Origin of the sequence: Photobacterium sp. CCB-ST2H9 (assembly GCF_023151555.2) — a bacterium.
Taxonomy (GTDB): Bacteria; Pseudomonadota; Gammaproteobacteria; order Enterobacterales; family Vibrionaceae; genus Photobacterium.
The window spans coordinates 2,385,261-2,404,850 of the sequence record NZ_CP100425.1; the positions used below are offsets into that span (position 1 = coordinate 2,385,261).

Here is a 19,590-nt window from a genome sequence, read left to right on the forward strand (position 1 = left end):
GGCCGTTATTCGCGGCCCGGTAGTTTTTTCCAGGTCACTTCATCCCGCAGGTAGACAGGGCTGGCATGTTCAGCGTCGACCACTTCACCACGCTGCAAAGCAAATTGTGCCAGCCAGGCCATATCCTGAGCTTCCGGATAAAGGACTGTGCTGGCTTGTTTTTCGACAGCCAATCCATTTAATTGTTCCTGATAGGTTTGCCACCCGGTTCCAGCGGTAAACCAGTTCACTTCTGGCAGAGTAACCAAGCGTTCAGCAGCCATTTCTGGCGGAAAAACCGCTTCTTCACCCAGCACAGACCAGTCGCCGTTTTGCTGACGCTGATACTGACCCCAGTAAATTTCGCCCATTCGTGCATCAATCGCAGCCAGAACATGATCTGCCTGATGCAGGCGATAAGCTCCCTGAGACATTGCAGCCAGCGTTGAAATACCAATCATAGGCAGCTCAGCGCCAAACGCGAGTCCCTGCGCAATACCAATTCCGATGCGCACACCGGTGAAACTGCCGGGACCACGGCCAAACGCCAGCGCATCCAACTGATTGAGTCGCAGGCCGGCTTCGGCCAGTACTTCATCAACCATAGGCAAAATTTTGGTTGTATGCTCACGCGGTGCAAACTCACAGCGTGCAATCACATCGCTCCCTGTCAAAAGAGCTACGGAACAATTTTCGGTCGCGGTATCAACAGCTAAGATCTTAGTGCTCATTCAAGCCTCTGAATGCTGGCTGTCTGAAACATCCTGCGCGTTGTGCAGGCCAGACAGGAACTGCCCGACGCCTTCAACATCCCGGGTTCGCGGAATCGGCGGCAGACTTCGTAAAAACACAGCGCCATACGGGCGCGTCACCAATCGGTTATCACAGATCACCAGCACACCTTTGTCCTGCTGGTCCCGGATCAAACGGCCAACCCCCTGTTTCAGGGTGATCACCGCATCCGGGATCTGAACCTGTGCGAAAGGATCGCCACCGCGCAGGCGGCAATCCTCAATCCGTGCCTTCAGTAATGGATCATCCGGCGCGGTAAACGGTAATTTGTCGATAATAACACAGCTCAGCGCCTGCCCTCTAACATCAATGCCTTCCCAGAAAGCACCTGTTGCAATAAGCAGCGCATTTCCCAATTCCAGATATTCTGCCAGCAGTTTTTGCTTACTCGTTTCCCCCTGAACCAGTACAGGCAAGTCCAGAGACTCCCGAAAACCTTCGGCCAGTTCCCGGACCATCTGATGCGACGTACACAGGAAAAAACACCGCCCCCGATTGGCTTCAATCACCGGAGACATCAGCTGCACCAGCTTCGCGGCCATGCCATGACTATTCGGTTCAGGAAGAAACCGCGGCACACACAAGAGTGCCTGCTGCTGGTAATCAAACGGACTGGGTAAAGACATCTGCGCGGCTGGCTGCAAACCGAGACGGTGACTGAAATGGCCGAAGTCGTCATCAACTGCCAGCGTGGCTGAGGTAAAAATCCAGGCGCCTTTTTGCTGTTCTATCTGCTCATGAAACTTTTCTGCGACCGACAGCGGCGTAATATGCAAACTAAAATGACGCGGCGTACATTCATACCAATAGGAATAACCGGTGATAGATGTGTCACAAAGCCGCACTAAACGGGCCTTAAACAACGTCGTACGCTCAAAAGCTGCATCCAGTAATTCGCTTCGCCCCAAAGCCAGTTTGAGCACGTCATGCGCCAATTCCAGCGCATCGTTTAAACGGGTCAGTTCACGCTGAATGGCCGGGCTGTTCACCGCATCACGCCAGTTGCCGCGATAGCCGGGCTCACCGAGCACCAAACGTAAATCTGAAGCAGCCTGACTGAGCCGGTCAGCGGTTTTTTCCAGCTGGCGCATGTCCCGCGCCTCGGTCCGGTAACCAATGGTAATATCTTTCGACAAATCCTGGATTTGCCGGCTGGACAGACTCTGCCCGAAATACTGGCTGGCGATATCCGGGATTTGGTGCGCCTCGTCAAAAATGAAGACATCAGCTTCGGGGATCAGCTCGCCAAATCCGGTTTCTTTGATGGCCAGATCCGCCAGAAACAAGTGATGGTTCACCACCACCACATCAGCATCCATGGCTTTCCGGCGTGCTTTCACCACAAAACAGTCTTCATAGGAAGGACATTCCCGCCCCAGGCAGTTGTCATTGGTTGATGTGATGGTCGGAATAACCGGACTGTCTTCAGGAATGGAATCACATTCACTGATATCGCCGGTTTTCGTGGCGGACGACCAGCTTCGAATCGTCACGAGCTGACTGAGCATTCCCGGATCAACATGACCACCGTGACTTTCCGTAATCTGGCGGCTGAGCCGGTCCAGACATAGGTAGTTTGAACGTCCTTTCAGCAGAGCAACTTTACCGGTAAAACCCAGTGCCTGCGTCATCAGGGGTAAATCACGATGAAACAACTGTTCCTGAAGGTTTTTGGAACCGGTGCTGATAATGGTTTTATGCCCTTTGACCAGCGCAGGCACCAGATAGGCGAATGTTTTTCCCGTTCCCGTGCCCGCTTCGACCACCAGCTGCTGCTGATGCCTGATTGCTTTTTCAACCGCTTCTGCCATATCAATCTGCGGCTGTCGTGCCTGAAATCCCGGAATGGCCTTTTCCAGTGCACCACCCGGTTGAAAAAATTTCGCAATCATAGAAGTCAGTCTATTGGTTATTTATCCAGTATCTTTCCGCCGATTATGCCAAGAAAGCGGGGGGACAGCCAGCGGCAGTCATCCTCAAAAATTGTTGAGTGAGATCACAAAAGTTTTGACGCCGAAATCAATCCCATGTAAACAATAGGGTCTGTCAGCCTTTCCATACCCGGAACGCTGACACAAAAACCTAAAACAACATTCATTGATATGCTCGCAACATTAAGGACACCATGGAAAAGAAAATCCTGCTGACCGATTGCCCGGATGCCATGGGATTGATTTCTAAAATCACCAACATCTGTTACAAACATCAACTCAACATCGTTCATAACAAAGAATTTGTGGATCACAGCCACCGCCAGTTCTTTATGCGAACTGAACTGGAAGGGATCTTTAACGATGAAACCTTTCTGCTTGATTTAGACCGTGCACTGCCTGAAGGCAGCCACCGTCGTCTGGTCAGTTCAGCGCGTAAGAAAATCGTGATTATGGTGACCAAAGAAGCCCACTGTCTGGGTGATATTCTGGTCAAAGCCTATGATGGCACGCTGGATGTCGAGATTGCGGCTGTGGTCGGGAACTACGACAAACTGGGCGAACTGGTCGAAAAGTTCGGCATTCCGTTCCATCACGTTTGCCATGAAGGTCTGAGCCGTGAAGAGCATGAAGCGAAACTGCTGGACTGCATCGGCCAGTATGCCCCGGACTACGTTGTGCTGGCAAAGTACATGCGGATTCTGACGGCAAACTTCGTAGCTCAATATCCGCACCGGATCATCAATATTCACCACAGTTTCCTTCCGGCATTTATCGGGGCTCAGCCGTATAAGCAAGCCTACGAGCGCGGCGTGAAGATCATTGGGGCTACTGCACACTTCGTCACGAACGATTTAGACGAAGGACCTATCATCACCCAGAATGTCATTCCGGTTGATCACAACTACAGCGCGGAAGACATGGCCCGTTCCGGCCGTGATGTTGAAAAATCTGTTCTGAGCAAGGCACTGAGCCTCGTTCTGGAAGACAAAGTGTTCGTTTACGGCAACCGGACTGTCGTCCTTTAATACCGAGCAGATATCCAACAAAAAAGGGCAAACCAGTGAATGGTCTGCCCTTTTTTATATCTTCTTTTTTATCTCAACTTTCGCTGGCAATCACTGCCTTGAGCGAACACGGATGCAGCTTAATACACACCCCGTCTTTCTTGAATGCAATCGTCGGATTCGCCAGGCGCTCTTTCTCGCCGGCCGGAGAGCTGGCTTTCACTTTAATACCAGCAGCCTCAATCTTTTGCCAGTCCAGCGCAGGAAAACGTGTCTCCAGAACTGATTTCAGTTCATCTGTTGTCGTTGCCTGACAAGGCACCACAAACTCCACATGCTCCCAACCCTGTACCGGATACACTTTGTCACCCGGGTATGGCAATTCCAAAGCTTCAATCTTCCAGTGACCTGCCACTAATGGCTGGGTAAAGCCAATCACAACAATGGGACGGCCATTGATCACATTCGTCGACCATTCTTCACCGTAGGCCAGCCAGGCCTGATGTAATTGAGAAGCCAGCGACGCATCATTCACCCGCAGTGCAACGTGATCTGCCTGACAAGCAGATAAGTCGAGTCCTAACTGTTCCGAAAGTGCGGTGATTTTCGCCATAAATTCAGGCAGCTGTGCCAGCATTTGTTCCGGATGTAGGTTTGCCTGCTTTAAATCCTGCATGTGATTTCTCCTCGCAATTTATAGGCGCTCATTATCCACAGAATCTTTTTCAGCAAAAGCCTTCCGCATCCAGCCGCCTGTGCGGCACCCAGCGAAGAAAAAAAACAGTCCTGAACGCTTTTCACCTTGCCAAACGCCCCGCATTTATTGGTATTATTACAGCTAACTGATTTTCGTATCCATACAGCCGTTTTTACAGCCAGCAAGCTCCCGTCAGCGCTACCCGGATTACCTTTTATTCAGACATCAGACGCAGTAAACGCTTTCATCTGGTGCCGTTGCTGACCACGCGATAAACGAGTCATGCCGCTGGGCTGTAGTCCGTACGATATTGAATACCCAAGAGTTTTGCCCGTCTGGCAGGCTCCAGACCGATTGAAAGGATAGACGTGTGAACATTCAAGCACTCATTAACGATAAAGTTTCCCAGGCGCTGGAAGCAGCGGGCGCGCCAGCAGGCAGTCCTGCGGCCGTTCGTCAATCAGCCAAAGTACAGTTCGGTGATTACCAGGCCAATGGTGTGATGGGTGTTGCCAAAAAACTGGGAACCAACCCGCGCGAGTTTGCACAAAAAGTTATCGATAACCTCGATCTGGGCGACATGGCTGAGAAAGTAGAAATCGCCGGTCCGGGTTTCATCAACATCTTCCTGAACAAAACCTGGCTTGCCGAGCGTGCTGAAGCCGCACTTGCGGACGAGCGTCTGGGCGTTGCAAAACAAGCGGCCCAGAATATCGTGGTGGACTACTCTGCTCCGAACGTCGCCAAGGAAATGCACGTAGGTCACCTGCGCTCAACCATCATCGGTGATGCCGTGGTCCGTACACTGTCATTTCTGGGTCACAATGTCATTCGCGCCAACCACATCGGTGACTGGGGAACCCAGTTCGGTATGCTGATCGCCAACCTGGAGCGTGTTCAGCAGGAAGCCGGTGAAATTTCGATGGAGCTGTCCGACTTGGAAGCCTTCTATCGTGAATCGAAAAAGCTGTACGACGAAGACGAAGCCTTTGCTGAGCGTGCACGGAACTACGTAGTGAAACTGCAAAGCGGTGATCAGTACTGTGCTGAAATGTGGAAAAAGCTGGTGGACATCACCATGGAACAAAACCAGCACAACTATGACCGTCTGAATGTCTCGCTGACCCGTGCCGATGTCATGGGTGAATCCATGTATAACCCGATGCTGCCGGGTATCGTTGCGGATCTGAAAGCAAAAGGTCTGGCGGTTGAGGACGACGGCGCTCAGGTTGTTTTCCTGGACGAGTTCAAAAACAAAGACGGCGAGCCAATGGGTGTGATCATCCAGAAACGCGACGGCGGTTTCCTGTATACCACAACGGACATCGCATGCGCTAAATACCGTCACGAGCAATTCAATGCCGACCGTGTTCTGTATTTCATTGACTCCCGCCAGCACCAGCACCTGATGCAGGCCTGGACGATTGTCCGCAAAGCGGGCTACATCCCGGAAACGATGTCACTGGAACACCATGCTTTCGGAATGATGCTGGGTAAAGATGGCCGTCCATTCAAGACCCGCGCTGGCGGTACTGTGCGTCTGACCGATCTGCTGGATGAAGCCGAATCACGCGCGAATGCACTGATTGAAGAGAAAAACCCGGAACTGGATGCCGCAGAAAAAGCGAAGATTGCCTCAACCGTTGCGATGGCGGCAGTGAAATATGCAGATTTGTCCAAGCACCGTACCACAGACTATGTATTTGACTGGGACAACATGCTGGCCTTCGAAGGCAACACTGCGCCGTACATGCAATATGCCTACACTCGCGTCATGTCTGTATTCAAACGTGCGGGCCTGAGCGAAAACGAGCTGACTCATCCGGTTGTGATCAACGACGAAAAAGAGCAGGTCCTGCTGTCGAAACTGCTGCAGTTTGAAGAAGCCGTGGAAACCGTTGCCCGTGAAGGTCACCCGCATGTCATGTGCAGCTACCTGTTTGAACTGGCCGGTAACTTCTCCAGCTTCTATGAAGCCTGCCCTATCCTGAATGCTGATGAGCCTGTAAAGCAAAGCCGTCTGAAACTGGCACTGCTGACAGCCAAGACCATCAAGCAAGGTCTGGATCTGCTGGGTATCGAAACACTGGAACGCATGTAATCTGACTGAATATCACATTTATCTAATACAGCAGAACTAAACTTGAAAAGCCTTCTAGGGTATTCTTAGAAGGCTTTTTAGTGCCATTAGAGGTTGAAGACCTTTTACTTAAACATGGAATGTTTATGAGCCTTGAAGACTCAAAAGATACCGGCATCAGTCTTACTGACGACTTTCTGTCGTCGACTCAAACCTTGCGTAAAACCATTCCTTTGATGATAAAGCATAAAGTTCCGACCACACCGGTCAATTATGCTTTATGGTACAGCTATACAACGAATCAGATGCCGCTGCTCAATCAGGCACTCGATCAAAGTCTGGCTCAGTATGGTCATTGCCCGCCCAGCCTGTCTGACTCTCTGTACCGTACTCACCTGAGCCAGGGGCCGGACAGTGAGCAGGGGCAGATCAGTCACAGCCTGCAAGCCATTATGGATGAGCTTTGCCACACCATGGACGGCTCTAAAAATGAGACCCAGGCTTTTCATCAATCTCTGTCGAAAACCTATCAGCGGCTCAGTCAAAAAGTGGCACAGGGGGTTAATGTGCATGAAGCCAACGGGCTGGTGCAGGAGCTGCTTGATGAGTCGAAAAGTATGCATCAATCCAGCGCCCTGCTGAATCAGCAGCTGGAAAGCGCTCATCAGGAAATTGAAAACCTGAAAAAAGCACTGAAAGACAGCCTGAAACATGCCAATGAAGACCCGCTGACCGGCTTGCTCAACCGCAGGGCTTTTCAGCAGGATCTGAACAGCTGTATCCAGCACCGCACTCCTTTCAGTCTGGTGCTGCTGGACATTGATAACTTTAAAACCTTCAACGATGACTTTGGCCACCTGATGGGAGACAAAGTCCTGTGTTCCGTCGCCCGGCATCTCCAGGCCTGGTGCGAATGGGGCATGCAGACATATCGCTACGGCGGAGAAGAATTCGTGGTGATTTTACCCGGCGCGACGCTCCAGCAAAGCTGGCAAAAGGCTGAGAAGCTGCGTCAGGTCATTTCCGGGATTGCCGTTCAGGACAAACAGTCCGGTAAAACCGTCAGCTCCATCACGGTTTCTATGGGTATTGCGGAGCAGACAGGAAAAGAAAACGGCCTGGCTGTTCTGGCCAGAGCCGATAAGTACCTGCTTCAGGCCAAAAGCCTGGGCCGGAACCGTGTCTTACCTCTGATTTGAGGGTGCGGTTACTGGCCAAAACGATGTGCGGTCTGCAGGTAAGAGATCTCATCCCGGGTCGATAATCTGCCGCATGCTGCATTGCGGTGCGGGAAACGCCCGAAATCTTTGATGACCTGATAATGGCTCACCGCATACTGATAGAAGTCATCGAACACCGCTTTATGTTCAGCAGGAACTGACTGACGCAACTGATCAAACCGGAAGACACTTTCTTCCTGATCTTCCAGCGCCTCAGAATGCTCCAGCGGCATATAAAAGAAAGCCTGTTCGATGGGGGTCAGCGAACGGTCGAAGTTTTTGGCCAGCCCTCGCTTACACAATGCCTGAGCCAGCGAATCATAACGAAAAGCAGCTGCCAGGCCACGATAGATATTCCGGCTGAACTGATCCAGCAGAATCAGGAGCGCCAGTGTACCTCTGGGCGTTTCCGTCCAGGCATTTAATTCTCCCCGGCCAGCCTGACTGACCAGATCCCGGAAACGTTCCGTGATTTCACGGTCAATCTCCTCACTGCCTTTGAACCAGAGACTCCGTTTGTTCTCCGCTGTCACGTCACCTTGCAGATGACCAAACCAATAGGCCAGAACGTCTTCAATATCTGCCATCGTTTTCCCCTCTCAAACCGTAACCTCTCACAAGGTTACTGTAATTTCGGCGCTTTCGCAGCCGCACTCTGTAGTTTATCCTAGGGTGAGCTGAACTGGTGTGAATGCAATTTGTATCGACCCGATAGCTGACTTGTGAAGCACTTAATAGAAAGAAGGAATACAACAATGAGTTTCACCCTTCATCCGAGACTGAGCGCGGATACTCAGGTCATTGGCGATTTACCACTGTGTCGGGTTCTGTTATCGAAAGAAGCCATTGGTCCCTGGCTCATTCTGGTTCCGCGCTATGAATCATTAAGAGAAATCCATCACATGACCGCGGCCGATCAACAGCAGCTGATGATTGAATCTTCTGCCACGGCACAACTTCTGGAAACATATTTCAGCCCGGACAAAATCAATATCGGTGCATTAGGCAATCTGGTTCCGCAACTGCATATCCATCATATTGCCAGATTTACAACGGATATTGCCTGGCCCGGACCGATATGGGGAAATACAGACGGCAGCCAGCGCACCGAAAGCGACGAAAAAATCCTGGCAAAGCGTCTGAAGTCCTTATTCAGTCAATTGCCCGGCTTTTTACCGGTATAACGGCACCAAATTATCAGGGAGAGCAATGCTCCCCCTGATATTTACTCACAAATGACCGTCACCGGTAACTCATTCGCTTTGAGCACCCGGTACCAGACCTCACCCTGTGGTTTACAGCACCCGGCCGAACCACAACCATCACGTTCCTGTCCGATCAGGCCTTTTTTCACCCACAGCGCCATCATGGCATCCACCCCGTCTTCACTCAGACCAAACCGATGCGCCAGCTGACGGCGGCTGATCCGGCCAGATTGTTCAACCTGTTCCCGTAACTGCTGCAAAATCATAAAAGTACCCGTTTCAAACCTTGGTCTGTCTGACGACGGCTGTATCGCTTCAGCGCAAAGACAACGAGCAGATTAAGACTCAGGATAAGCGCAATCCAGCCCATACTGCCTGATGTACCCAATTCAGCAATCTGAAAACACAAGGTTGAGATACTGAACGCCAGCCACATAGTCCACGCGGCAATCGACACCGCAAAGCGACGGCCGAACTCCCGTGCATAAGCGCCCATTGCAGCAACACACGGCGTATAAAGCAGAATGAAGATTAAATATGACAGTGCAGCGGCCTCACTGCTGAATCCCGATCTCAAACTGTCGTATACCGATACACTGACCCCCTGCTCAGATGCAGCTAAAGAGGAGTCTTCCACATCCCCAACACTGATACCAAGCGGATCACTGTAATTCAGTGCAGCCAGGTTTGCCGGTACAGATGCTACAGCCTCAGCAAGACCGCCCCACAAATCGTAATCGCTGTCAGCCTCCTCACTGGTGGCGTACAGGCTGTTCAGTGTCCCCACAACAGCTTCTTTGGCAAATAAACCAGTGATAATCCCAACGGTCGCTGGCCAGTTATCTTCCTGGACACCCAGTGGCGACAACAGCGGTGTCGCAAGTTGAGCCGATTTTGCCAGCACTGAATCCGGGCTGTCCTCATGACCAAAAGTACCATCGGTGCCAATCGAGTTCAGGAAACTCAGCAAAGTCACCACCAGGACGATGGTTTTACCGGCCCCAAATACAAAGCGTTTGAGTTTATGCCAGGTATTAATCATCACAGCACTGGCTTTCGGCCATTCATAGCGCGGTATCTCCATGATCAGCGCTTCACTGGTTCCGGGCAAAATCGTATGGCGCAGGAGCAAGCCAGTCAGAACTGCCGCAACAATTCCGGCAAGATACAGGGCAAAGACCAGATGCTGCCCCTGATGCGGAAAAAAAGCCGCCGCAAAAAGCGCATAAACTGGCAGACGGGCACCACAGGACATAAAAGGTGCCATAGCAGCAGCCAGCTGTCTTTCGCGCTCCTGTTCCAGAGTCCGGGTAGCCATAATCGCAGGAACGTTACAGCCAAATCCCAGTACCAGCGGCACAAAAGCTTTGCCGGGCAAGCCGATTTTCTGCATCAGACGATCAAGCACGAACGCTGCTCTCGCCATATAGCCTGAGCTTTCCAGCAATGTCATCGACAGATAGAGAAACGCGATGACAGGAATAAATGTCGCGACCGTCTGGATGCCGCCTCCCAGCCCGTCACACAGGATGGTGACCAGCCAGGCTGGCAGACGTCCATCCAGCAGATGATGTCCGCCGTCGACCAACACTGTCCCGACACTGATATCAAAGAAATCAATAAATGCGCTGCCGAGATTAATCGACACCATGAACATCAGATACATGGCTAACATCAGAATCGGTAAGCCCAGCCACGGATGCAGTACCCAGCGGTCAATTGCATCGCTGGCCGCGAGACTGCACTGCCCCTGTTGACGTCTGACCTGAGTGCACAACTGGTGCAGAAAGCTGTAACGACTCTCGGCAAAACTGATCTCCGGATCCAGCTGAGTGGCAATGCGTGCACAGCCCTGCACAACGGCTTGCTGAACATCAGTTGCCTGATGTTCCAGCAACAGTGCATCTCCCTCCAGCATTCTGAGCGCAATGCCCCGCTCCGCCAAAGGCTTCAAACCGTCAGACACAGCATGAGCTCTGAGGCCCTTTTGCAGCAGCAAAGCAACTTCACGCTCAATGCAGTCATCAAAGCAGATCTCCGGTTGCCCGGCACTGATTTTTCGGCCCGGACTCGCAGCAATCACCTGAGCCAGTTCTTCCTTAAACCGGGTCACTGATTCTGACTGATTCGCAGCAACAGTAAGCACAGGGCATCCCAGCTGTGCCGCCAGCTTTTCCGTATTAATATGCTGCCGGTTGGACTGAATGACATCCATTTTGTTCAGCGCCACCACCACAGGCAGCCCCAGTTCCAGCAGTTGTAATGTCAGATACAGTCCCCGTTCCATACAGCTGGCATCCACAACATTCAAAATAACATCTGCGTTTTCAGCCATCACAACCTGAGAGGCAATCGCCTCATCCAGACCGGCGCCGGAGGCATCACTATCCAGCTGATACAGACCGGGCAGATCGGTCATCACGTACTGTTCATCAAGATAGGTATAGCGACCTGTTTTTTTGTCTACGGTAACGCCGGGCCAGTTACCGACTTTTTGCCGGGCGCCGGTCAGGCCATTAAATAAGGTGGTTTTCCCGCTGTTTGGGTTGCCTATCGTCAGCATCACGTGTGATTTCATTTCAGCGTTACCTCAATACTGCTTGCGATCTTTTTCTGAATGGCCAGATCACATCCCCGCAGACGAATTTGCAGTGGATCTCCGAGTGGGGCGCGACGAATCAGCTGAACGGGGGTGTTCGGCAATAATCCCAACGCGACAAGACGCTTTCGCTGTTCCATTGGCAGGCTGGCAATATCGGTGATCACCGCACAATCACCAATGGAAAGTTCTGATAAACGCATATTAACACTCAACAATAATCATTCTTATTTTCAAATGTTAATGATGCGCGTGATGAAAGGATTGATCGTTATCAAATAACTTGATTAAAACTGTGAAGACTATGTTTTCAAAAACAGAGGTTTTCAAAAACAGAACCAAGCGCGCCGCAGTCGGCAGTGATTCAGGCTTCACCATCAAAAAACGCATCCTATGGATGCGTTTTTAAGGTTATCCCGGCATCACTGCCAGCAGATTTTGCCGTTCCCGGTTCGCCAGTTTGCGATACTCGGTTCTGGTCTTATTGGGCACTGGGTCTGCCTGCGGAAGCGGTACCTTCATGGCATTCACAGCACGGCCATACTTGAGCAGTTCATAATGCAGGTGTGGCCCTGTTGAACGGCCGGTATTTCCACTCAGGCCAATTTTTTCACCCATTCGGACTTTTTGTCCGACTTTCACCAAAATTTTACTCAGGTGAAGATAACGGGTGGAATACTCACGACCATGTTTGATCATGATGAAATTCCCTGCCAGTGAGTGCTTTTGCGCTTTCACAACCACGCCATCACCCGTCGCGACCACTGGGGTTCCGATCGGAGCCGCAAAATCTGTTCCGTTATGTGGTGACACTCTGTGCGTAACCGGGTGCTTGCGGTGCGGATCGAACGAAGAACTGATCCGGAAACGCTTCTGGGTCGGATAACGGTTCAGCGCGCGGTTCAGGCTGCGGCCATCTTCATCATAGAATTCACCATCGTCGTATCGCATGGCAAACAGCTCATGATTGCCACTCATGTAATACAGCGCTTTCACTTCTCCTTCACCGACGGCTTTCCCGTCGATAAATTCACGTTCAAGCGTGATCGCAAAACGGTCCCCTTTCCGGGCTTCCTTTCCTAAATCAAAACGCCATTGCAGGGCTTTCACCAGAGTTTGGATCTGAGCCGGCGTCATACCCGACGCCCGGGCTGACTGGTAGAAACTGCCCGATACACGTCCGGTCAGGCGAACAGGTTTGAACTCACCGGCACGTTCTACCTTCTGATGCTTATACCCGTTCGGCGTCAATTGATAGGTGTCGGTATATTTCGCACTTCTCTCAATTGACAGCTCGCTGATTTTCCCCTCATCATCGAGCGACCATTCAATACGCTGCCCGACCCGAAGAAACTGGATCGATTTGTCGGCATCTATCAAACGGTACATATCTGAAAGCGGCAACGCGTACTGGGTGAAAATTTCTCCCAGAGTTTCGCCAGAAGCAACCTTATGGGCATGAGCAATATCTGTCGCTTTATCCAGCTGCTGCTCTAATTCATCTTTCGGGATCTGAAAATCCGGGTCTTCCGGGTCAAGTACCACCCCAAGTGGCTCACTGTTCTGTTCTGACAGTGAAACCATCTCTTCCGGCGTGATCGGTACTTCCCGCCTTGATTCCGACTCAGTACGAGAACCGTGAGAAGGCGAATGAACGTTAGCAGGCTGCCACATCAGAGCAGCCGCAATTAATAGTGATGTTGAAGCAAGCGCAATTCGGTGTTGACGGGGGAGCTGAGAAAACCGTCTGGCTGCAACCGTTAATATTTTCATTGTTATTTAAGACATTCGGTGAAACTGTATCCGAGTTCTTGCAGGAACCGGACATATCCTCCCTGTTCCGCTGCAATGTCCGTTGCCATTGGATCCAGGGTGCCAATTTTAATATCACTGCCATTTACGACGCTTTGAATGACCGCAGGTGAGAACTGCGGTTCCCTGAAAATGCACTTAACCTGAGATTTTTTTAAGGTATTCCGGATGGTAATCAAGGTTTTTGCGCCAGGCCGGCGATCAGGGGAAACCGTGAAGTGTCCCAGATTATTCAAACCGAACGTATCTTCAAAATAGCCATAAGCATCATGAAAAACGTAGTACCCTTCGTTTTGCACAGGTTGAAGCTGTTTTTTCAGGTTTTGTACTGTTTCAGTCACGCTGGCAGTAAACCGGGACAGGTTAGCCTCATATCGGGTGCGATTCAATGGATCCCGTTCAATCAATGCAGTGCTGATCACTTTTGCCGCTTCAATTGCTTGATCCGGACCCAGCCACAGATGCGGATCGACGCCATGATGATCATGCCCGTGTTCATCATGATGCGTTTCATGTTCACTGCCATACTCCCGCAAAGCCATTCCGGACTGTGCCGTCAGTGCCAGTGTATTCGTCTGGTGCGACAGAATTTTGGTCAGAAAGGATTCCAGCTCAGGTCCAACCCATACCACTAAATCTGCTGTTTTGAGTTTTTCCACATCCGAAGGCCGCAAAGCGTAATCGTGAGGCGAGCTCCCTGCCGGTAACAAGGTTTCACTTGAGCCCACGCCCTCAACCAGTTCCTGTACAATCAGATTCATCGGATGTACGGTCGTCACAACCTGCAAAGACTTTGCTGAAGCAGCAAAAGACAGAAACAATGTGATGGCACACCACAAGGCACCGAAACGCGACATGGGACTCCCCTTAAAATATTCCATGAAAAGAAGTCGAGGATGTTATAATATAACACCTCAAGATAGCAACGAGATTCACACCCTTTTATGGCCAGCTCAATGTCCGCCAATCCTTTGGTAGAACTTCAAAATGTTACCGTTCGCGCATCCGGCCGCCACATTCTTGATCAGGTGTCACTTCGTCTGGAACGTGGCCAGATCACCACACTTATCGGTCCGAATGGCGCAGGTAAATCGACCTTAGTGAAGGTTGTTACCGGTTTACGTAAACCAACCTCCGGCAAAGTCCGTCTGGCAAAAGGTTTACGTATTGGTTATGTTCCGCAAAAACTCCAGCTTAACAACAGCCTGCCTCTGACTGTTGACCGCTTTATGGCACTCGTAGGCAGATACAGCTTCCAGCAACGGCTGGATGCACTGGCCCTGGCTGGCAGTGCGCATCTGGCCCACAGTGACATGCACAGCCTGTCCGGCGGTGAAATGCAGCGCGTCCTGCTGGCTCGGGCATTGCTGCAAAATCCTGATTTACTGGTTCTGGATGAGCCCGTACAAGGGGTCGACGTGAGTGGCCAATTAGAGCTTTACAGTCTGATTCAGTCTCTGCGGGACAAACTCAACTGCGCAATCATGATGGTGTCGCATGACCTGCATCTGGTGATGGCTAAAACCGATCATGTCATCTGTCTGCAGCATCACGTCTGTTGTTCCGGCGAACCTGAATCCATCACCAGTCACCCGTCTTACGTGGCCTTGTTTGGACGACAGCAGAGCGAACAGCTGGCGCTGTATCATCACCATCATAATCACGAACATGATCTGGGCGGCAGCCCGCTTGGTCCTTGTCAACACGGAAATCACAATGCTTGAATTCATGTTACCTGCCCTTGCAGCAGGTATTGGCATCTCCATGCTTGCCGGGCCATTAGGCTCTTTTGTTGTCTGGCGTAAAATGGCGTATTTCGGGGACACCCTGTCACACGCTTCCCTGCTGGGAATCGCGCTGGGCTTTTTGTTCAACATCAACTTGAATCTGGCGCTGGTCATCTGCTGTCTGACACTGGCTGTCATTCTAGTCAGCCTTCAAAAGCAACGCTACATCGCCACAGACACACTACTGGGTATTCTGGCGCACAGTGCCCTGTCACTTGGTCTGGTTGCCATCAGCTTCATGGATCACGTCCGCATTGATCTGATGGCCTATCTGTTCGGTGACCTGCTGGCCGTCACAACTGACGATCTGATTTGGATTTACGGCGGCGGTGCGATCGTCATGGGCTTACTGATCACTCTGTGGCGGCCGTTGCTGTCGATGACAATCAACGAAGATCTGGCACAGGTTGAAGGCGTAAATGTCGATCTGATGCGACTTTTGCTGATGCTGATGGTCGGCATGGTGATTGCCGTTGCGATGAAGTTTGTCGGCGCGCTGATCATCACTTCACTGCTAATCATTCCGGCCGCTACGGCCCGGCGTTTTGCTCAGAGTCCGGAGCGCATGGCCATCATGGCTTCTGTATTGGGATGCATTGCTGTTTTACTGGGGCTTTGGATGTCCTGGCACTACGATACGCCAGCCGGACCATCCGTCGTTGTATCTGCCGCATTACTCTTTCTGTTCAGCCAGTTCAAACGCTCCGAAGCCTAACGCAGAAAAGAGCGATACCTGTCCTGACAGGCTTGCTTGATACTGAGCGTTGCCTCCAGCCTGCTTGATTTCGACATAAAATCAAGCAGGCACTGGTAATAGTCCTTATCTTTCTCTGTCAGTAAAATATTATCGAGATAAAGTTCCCGGCAGGCATTCAGTAACCACGTAATGGCTGCGGGCTCCTCTGCGGCAGACACGTACTGCAGAACACAATTGTTATATTGTTCACGCTGCTCAGAAAAACTGGCGGCAGCTGCATTACTCTGGCACAGCCAGTATGCCAGCCATCCAATCATCACCAGAGTCTTCATAGGCCATACCAGACCAAACAACGCTTCATCTAAGCATAGCCTAGGCCAAGCACCCCGGATTCAACCATAACCCGTTTGTCTTACCATCCCCGTATCAGATCGATGCCGAAAAAAGCTGCAAACCAGACTGGCTGATCACATGCAGGATGTCCCTGGCAAAACGCTGATGTTCTTTCACATTGGGGTGCCAGTGACAACCCTCACCGAACTGGTAAATAGAATACGGATAATGAAGAATCTGTTTTTTCCCTTCACTCTCCAGCTGTTGGATCACTTGTTGGGCGTAGGAGGCAAAGAGCTCATTGGACATGACCAGCAAGGGGACATCACCATATCGTCTGTACAACGCCGTGAGAAAAGCTACTCCGAATAGAAAGCTACTCAATCAAATTCTTTCTCTATCATGAAAGGCATTCGCTCACAGAAGTGAAGTGGTTCTCATAAGTGATTGCAAAATATAAATATCCAAAATAAAAGCAAATGACACATCACGATATATATGAATCACAGAATCTTTATCTCCCGGGTTATATCGCCATGAATGACTGCACGACTATGCAAGTTCACTCTGGAAAGTTATTCCAGAAGAAATTGAGGGAGAATGGAAGAAAATCTGAGCGGACAATCTGCAGACAATAAAAAACGGAGGTAGTTGATACCCCCGTTTTTTATTGGTTCACTTCATAGAGTCTGACAACTTTTAGTGTCAGTTGAATACGTCAGCAGCATGTTTTTCCGATTCAGTCTGATACGGATAAAACTGCTTTCGTTGTTCCAGTTGCAGCAGCAGCTCATCTTTCAGGGATGGATTCAGCAATGTCCAGTGACAGCCTTCGACAGCACCGGCAAACATCCACAACAGTTTTTGATCAACACTTTTTCCCTGAGACTGCTTGACCAGCAGATAAGCATCAACTGCGCCCATGTCATAAAAAGCATCAACATCTTCGATGCCTGCTTTTTTCATCATCCGCTCCAGCGTCAGACGCAGGTTCGGCAAATCTCGCAACCTTCTGTTGCGTGCCGTGCCTTTCATGACTTTTTCTTTCAGCGCAATTGCAATAGAGCTTTGAACCAGCTCAGTGCAAAGTGCAGGCTGAGAATCATAAATATCTGAGATATCATAGTAATTTACGATGGCCACTGTACTTCGTTTAACATGCTTAAACTTGTGGCATCCCAATTCCAGCAGCTGATGATCTAACTTCTCACCGCCACGGATGTAGAGCTTTTCGTCAGACAACAGAGCATACATTGCTCCCTGAACGAAGATACCTGTACCACCAAACATCGATCGCTGTTCATTCGGCACAAAGGTATCTAGGTAATCAATGAATGTTTCTTTCGTGAGTGACACAGCATTATTCCTAATATTATTCTTCGTTATCGATTTAAAACCAACGCCAACTATCATATGCAACCATGACACACAGAAATTATAAATTCCACATATGAAACAATACACAAATCAAAGTGAGACATTGCGCATGTTATAGAGCGAAATAAAATGAAATTTCAGCTTCTTAGAGTCTGTATCAATAACTGAGATTCGTGTCATTCAGGACATTTTCCTTCGCTTCGGATCGTTTTAACGGCTCACAGAGACTAAGGTTATTAGAGAACAGAGGGAGAAATATGCCTGAGATTGCCCTATTTCCTTCGGCGAGCCATGTCTTACCTGAAGGTAAACTGGAAATCACCATTGCCGAACAACGCTATCAACGCATGCTGAAAGAATCCGTTGAAGGACAGCGTGATTTTGCGATGTGCATGCGAAGTGAAGAAGAAGATAATGAGGATGAATCCATTACACGAATTCCGGCCATTGCGACCAAAGTGAACGTGGTTGATTTCAATGCACTGGAAAACGGTTTACTCAGTATTGTGGTTGAAGGCAAAACAAAGATCCGTATCCTTTCAGTCAAGCACGAAAGTGATCACTTACTGATTGCTGAATATCTGCCTTTTAAAGCCTGGCCTCCTGTGCCCGTGTCCGGAAAACATGAGTGTCTGATTGAAAAATTAAAGCTGTTTTTTGCGACCATGCCTGAAATCGGCGCACTCTATCAAAATGGCGAATATGATAATTTAAGCTGGGTTTGCCAGCGCTGGATCGAGTGCCTGCCGCTAGAAGTACATTATAAGCAATTACTTATCGCACAGGATTCACCAGCATTGACTGCACGCTTCTTGCTCAAACTTTTCGATAATCCACAGTTATTTGATGATGATATCAACTAACTCTTACTTTGTTCTCAAAAATCGCCCGCCTTGGTGTACTCCACTCATCTGACCAAGATAAAATAAATACAAATATCTTAGGTTATTAATCTTTCATGTCGCATCTATCTTTTTTCTGGTTAAAACCCGAAAGCGACAAAATTTTGACAGGCCTTCAATCGGAATTTCACGGACTCGTGAAAGACGCGATTAAAGAAAACCGCCTGACACTTCCGCCGATCCCCGATGTTCTGGCCGAACTCCAAGCACTGTGTAACAGGGATGATTCCACGGTGCGTGACGCAGCCACCGTTTTACTCAATGATCCCGGCATGACTGCCACAGTCGTTAAAACATCAAACACGATGATGTTTAACCGACGTAATATCGTTTGCCATGACATCCAGACTGCGGTCAGCCGACTGGGCATCATTCGGGTCAGAGACATCATCACAGCAAAAACGGTTCTTGATATTAAACTGAACAGCAGCTTTGATTATGAATGTAAGCTCCTGTTATCCGGCAGTGCCGCCCGCTCGCGTCAATTAGCCGGCAGTATGGCATTGGTCACACAAAACCTGCTCATACACCGCCCTGAGCTGAAACTGGAGCCAGAAAAAGCATTGCTCGCCGGTCTGTTTGCAGATATTGGCCTGTTCAGCCTGATCTATGAATATCAAAACTACCTCGACAGCGGCAATTTCCTGGACATCCAATATGCAAAGTATGTCTTCGAACATTGCTGCAACAAGGCCAGCCTGGATATTCTGAAGCACTGGGGGTTTGACCAGGATTATCTGGAAGTTGCCAGTAATAAGCGGGTCTTCCCTGCCTATAAAAAAGATGAGGACATTACCTACCTTGATGTCGCGCGCATGGCCAATCACCTGCTGTTGTTCAAAGAAGACGACGACGACATTGATGACCATGAAGTAGAGCTTGATCTGGCAGGTGCAGAAGTGATGTATACCCTGACCAACCTGCCTGATGACGAGTTTGATCGCCAGATCAACCACGTGCTGCTCAGCAGCGGCTTTTAAGCTGCCGAAAGACTATCTGGTTCATTCATCTGCCTGCTTGCGCTGTTGAAAAACAGCGCTCTATTGACCCTTTGTTAAACAGCCTGATAAGCTTCTGAATTCATTAACAGCACGTTTACACCTGCGCGGCTCAATGACGTAATGAAACCCTGGATTTCACTGGCTGCCAGCGATGTCATAGCCAGACAACCT

At 50.0% G+C, this 19,590-nt stretch carries 20 protein-coding genes; 8 read left to right on the forward strand and 12 right to left on the reverse strand.

The window, feature by feature from the left end:
• Positions 1-5: 5 nt before the first annotated feature.
• Both tsaB and L4174_RS11100 read right to left on the reverse strand, forming a co-directional pair.
• Positions 6-710 (reverse strand): tRNA (adenosine(37)-N6)-threonylcarbamoyltransferase complex dimerization subunit type 1 TsaB, encoded by a 705-nt coding sequence (tsaB, locus tag L4174_RS11095; protein WP_248140897.1) that lies wholly within the window; start codon positions 708-710, stop codon positions 6-8.
• Positions 711-2,663 carry an ATP-dependent DNA helicase gene (locus L4174_RS11100; protein WP_248140898.1) on the reverse strand — a complete coding sequence of 651 codons (1,953 nt, stop codon included), beginning with the start codon at positions 2,661-2,663 and terminating at the stop codon, positions 711-713.
• A 233-nt stretch (positions 2,664-2,896) separates the two neighbouring features.
• Here L4174_RS11100 and purU point away from each other — a divergent pair, with 233 nt between their 5' ends.
• The gene (gene purU / locus L4174_RS11105; RefSeq protein ID WP_248140899.1) at positions 2,897-3,730 is read left to right on the forward strand and encodes a formyltetrahydrofolate deformylase; all 834 of its coding nucleotides are present in this window, start codon (positions 2,897-2,899) and stop codon (positions 3,728-3,730) included.
• Positions 3,731-3,803: 73 nt separating this feature from the next.
• Here the strand turns inward: purU and L4174_RS11110 are convergent, their stop codons facing one another.
• Positions 3,804-4,385, reverse strand: a complete 582-nt coding sequence (locus tag L4174_RS11110) for a VOC family protein (protein WP_248140900.1) — start codon at positions 4,383-4,385, stop codon at positions 3,804-3,806.
• A 391-nt stretch (positions 4,386-4,776) separates the two neighbouring features.
• Between L4174_RS11110 and argS the strand changes: the two genes are divergently transcribed.
• Both argS and L4174_RS11120 read left to right on the forward strand, forming a co-directional pair.
• Positions 4,777-6,507, forward strand: coding sequence for an arginine--tRNA ligase (argS, locus tag L4174_RS11115; RefSeq protein WP_248140901.1), 1,731 nt, complete (start codon positions 4,777-4,779; stop codon positions 6,505-6,507).
• Between the two features lie 125 nt (positions 6,508-6,632).
• On the forward strand, positions 6,633-7,685 hold the full coding sequence (locus tag L4174_RS11120) for a GGDEF domain-containing protein (RefSeq protein ID WP_248140902.1): 1,053 nt from the start codon (positions 6,633-6,635) through the stop codon (positions 7,683-7,685).
• Between the two features lie 8 nt (positions 7,686-7,693).
• Here the strand turns inward: L4174_RS11120 and L4174_RS11125 are convergent, their stop codons facing one another.
• Positions 7,694-8,293 carry a DUF924 family protein gene (locus tag L4174_RS11125; RefSeq protein WP_248140903.1) on the reverse strand — a complete coding sequence of 200 codons (600 nt, stop codon included), beginning with the start codon at positions 8,291-8,293 and terminating at the stop codon, positions 7,694-7,696.
• Positions 8,294-8,461: 168 nt separating this feature from the next.
• On the opposite strand from L4174_RS11125, the gene L4174_RS11130 reads away from it, so the two are divergent.
• Positions 8,462-8,890, forward strand: coding sequence for an HIT domain-containing protein (locus tag L4174_RS11130; protein WP_248140904.1), 429 nt, complete (start codon positions 8,462-8,464; stop codon positions 8,888-8,890).
• A gap of 41 nt (positions 8,891-8,931) precedes the next feature.
• On the opposite strand, the gene L4174_RS11135 is transcribed toward L4174_RS11130, so the two are convergent.
• From L4174_RS11135 to znuA, 5 genes are all read right to left on the reverse strand, one after another.
• Positions 8,932-9,177: a FeoC-like transcriptional regulator gene (locus L4174_RS11135; RefSeq protein ID WP_248140905.1), complete on the reverse strand. Its 246-nt coding sequence runs from the start codon at positions 9,175-9,177 to the stop codon at positions 8,932-8,934.
• Positions 9,174-11,489 (reverse strand): Fe(2+) transporter permease subunit FeoB, encoded by a 2,316-nt coding sequence (gene feoB / locus L4174_RS11140; protein WP_248140907.1) that lies wholly within the window; start codon positions 11,487-11,489, stop codon positions 9,174-9,176. The genes L4174_RS11135 and feoB overlap by 4 nt, the downstream gene beginning before the upstream one ends.
• Positions 11,486-11,713: a FeoA family protein gene (locus tag L4174_RS11145; RefSeq protein WP_248140908.1), complete on the reverse strand. Its 228-nt coding sequence runs from the start codon at positions 11,711-11,713 to the stop codon at positions 11,486-11,488. Before L4174_RS11145 ends, feoB begins: the two co-directional genes overlap by 4 nt.
• Before the next feature lie 208 nt (positions 11,714-11,921).
• Positions 11,922-13,283 (reverse strand): murein DD-endopeptidase MepM, encoded by a 1,362-nt coding sequence (gene mepM, locus L4174_RS11150; protein WP_248140910.1) that lies wholly within the window; start codon positions 13,281-13,283, stop codon positions 11,922-11,924.
• Positions 13,284-13,285: 2 nt separating this feature from the next.
• A complete protein-coding gene (znuA, locus tag L4174_RS11155; protein WP_248140912.1) occupies positions 13,286-14,179 on the reverse strand; it encodes a zinc ABC transporter substrate-binding protein ZnuA in 894 nt (297 codons plus the stop codon).
• Positions 14,180-14,278: 99 nt separating this feature from the next.
• On the opposite strand from znuA, the gene znuC reads away from it, so the two are divergent.
• Together znuC and znuB are read left to right on the forward strand one after the other, a co-directional pair.
• Complete coding sequence (znuC, locus tag L4174_RS11160) at positions 14,279-15,046, forward strand: zinc ABC transporter ATP-binding protein ZnuC (RefSeq protein WP_248140913.1); 768 nt, start codon at positions 14,279-14,281, stop codon at positions 15,044-15,046.
• Positions 15,039-15,824 (forward strand): zinc ABC transporter permease subunit ZnuB, encoded by a 786-nt coding sequence (gene znuB, locus L4174_RS11165; protein WP_248140914.1) that lies wholly within the window; start codon positions 15,039-15,041, stop codon positions 15,822-15,824. The genes znuC and znuB overlap by 8 nt, the downstream gene beginning before the upstream one ends.
• On the opposite strand, the gene L4174_RS11170 is transcribed toward znuB, so the two are convergent.
• The 3 genes from L4174_RS11170 to L4174_RS11180 form a co-directional block, all read right to left on the reverse strand.
• On the reverse strand, positions 15,821-16,138 hold the full coding sequence (locus L4174_RS11170) for a VF_A0006 family four-cysteine protein (protein WP_248140915.1): 318 nt from the start codon (positions 16,136-16,138) through the stop codon (positions 15,821-15,823). The two genes, znuB and L4174_RS11170, sit on opposite strands and share 4 nt — an antisense overlap.
• A gap of 94 nt (positions 16,139-16,232) precedes the next feature.
• The gene (locus L4174_RS11175; protein WP_248140916.1) at positions 16,233-16,523 is read right to left on the reverse strand and encodes a hypothetical protein; all 291 of its coding nucleotides are present in this window, start codon (positions 16,521-16,523) and stop codon (positions 16,233-16,235) included.
• A gap of 321 nt (positions 16,524-16,844) precedes the next feature.
• Positions 16,845-17,495 carry a TfoX/Sxy family DNA transformation protein gene (locus tag L4174_RS11180; RefSeq protein ID WP_248140917.1) on the reverse strand — a complete coding sequence of 217 codons (651 nt, stop codon included), beginning with the start codon at positions 17,493-17,495 and terminating at the stop codon, positions 16,845-16,847.
• Positions 17,496-17,773: 278 nt separating this feature from the next.
• Here L4174_RS11180 and L4174_RS11185 point away from each other — a divergent pair, with 278 nt between their 5' ends.
• Complete coding sequence (locus L4174_RS11185; RefSeq protein WP_248140919.1) at positions 17,774-18,379, forward strand: LON peptidase substrate-binding domain-containing protein; 606 nt, start codon at positions 17,774-17,776, stop codon at positions 18,377-18,379.
• 95 nt (positions 18,380-18,474) lie between these two features.
• A complete protein-coding gene (locus L4174_RS11190) occupies positions 18,475-19,398 on the forward strand; it encodes an HDOD domain-containing protein (protein ID WP_248140920.1) in 924 nt (307 codons plus the stop codon).
• The last annotated feature ends 192 nt before the right edge of the window (positions 19,399-19,590 follow it).

Coding starts and splice junctions, on each gene's coding strand:
- tsaB (WP_248140897.1), bottom strand. CDS start 710: ATGAGCACTAAGATCTTAGCTGTTGATACCGCGACCGAAAATTGTTCC.
- L4174_RS11100 (WP_248140898.1), bottom strand. CDS start 2,663: ATGATTGCGAAATTTTTTCAACCGGGTGGTGCACTGGAAAAGGCCATT.
- purU (WP_248140899.1), top strand. CDS start 2,897: ATGGAAAAGAAAATCCTGCTGACCGATTGCCCGGATGCCATGGGATTG.
- L4174_RS11110 (WP_248140900.1), bottom strand. CDS start 4,385: ATGCAGGATTTAAAGCAGGCAAACCTACATCCGGAACAAATGCTGGCA.
- L4174_RS11120 (WP_248140902.1), top strand. CDS start 6,633: ATGAGCCTTGAAGACTCAAAAGATACCGGCATCAGTCTTACTGACGAC.
- L4174_RS11125 (WP_248140903.1), bottom strand. CDS start 8,293: ATGGCAGATATTGAAGACGTTCTGGCCTATTGGTTTGGTCATCTGCAA.
- L4174_RS11130 (WP_248140904.1), top strand. CDS start 8,462: ATGAGTTTCACCCTTCATCCGAGACTGAGCGCGGATACTCAGGTCATT.
- L4174_RS11135 (WP_248140905.1), bottom strand. CDS start 9,177: ATGATTTTGCAGCAGTTACGGGAACAGGTTGAACAATCTGGCCGGATC.
- feoB (WP_248140907.1), bottom strand. CDS start 11,489: ATGAAATCACACGTGATGCTGACGATAGGCAACCCAAACAGCGGGAAA.
- L4174_RS11145 (WP_248140908.1), bottom strand. CDS start 11,713: ATGCGTTTATCAGAACTTTCCATTGGTGATTGTGCGGTGATCACCGAT.
- mepM (WP_248140910.1), bottom strand. CDS start 13,283: ATGAAAATATTAACGGTTGCAGCCAGACGGTTTTCTCAGCTCCCCCGT.
- znuA (WP_248140912.1), bottom strand. CDS start 14,179: ATGTCGCGTTTCGGTGCCTTGTGGTGTGCCATCACATTGTTTCTGTCT.
- znuC (WP_248140913.1), top strand. CDS start 14,279: ATGTCCGCCAATCCTTTGGTAGAACTTCAAAATGTTACCGTTCGCGCA.
- znuB (WP_248140914.1), top strand. CDS start 15,039: ATGCTTGAATTCATGTTACCTGCCCTTGCAGCAGGTATTGGCATCTCC.
- L4174_RS11170 (WP_248140915.1), bottom strand. CDS start 16,138: ATGAAGACTCTGGTGATGATTGGATGGCTGGCATACTGGCTGTGCCAG.
- L4174_RS11185 (WP_248140919.1), top strand. CDS start 17,774: ATGCCTGAGATTGCCCTATTTCCTTCGGCGAGCCATGTCTTACCTGAA.
- L4174_RS11190 (WP_248140920.1), top strand. CDS start 18,475: ATGTCGCATCTATCTTTTTTCTGGTTAAAACCCGAAAGCGACAAAATT.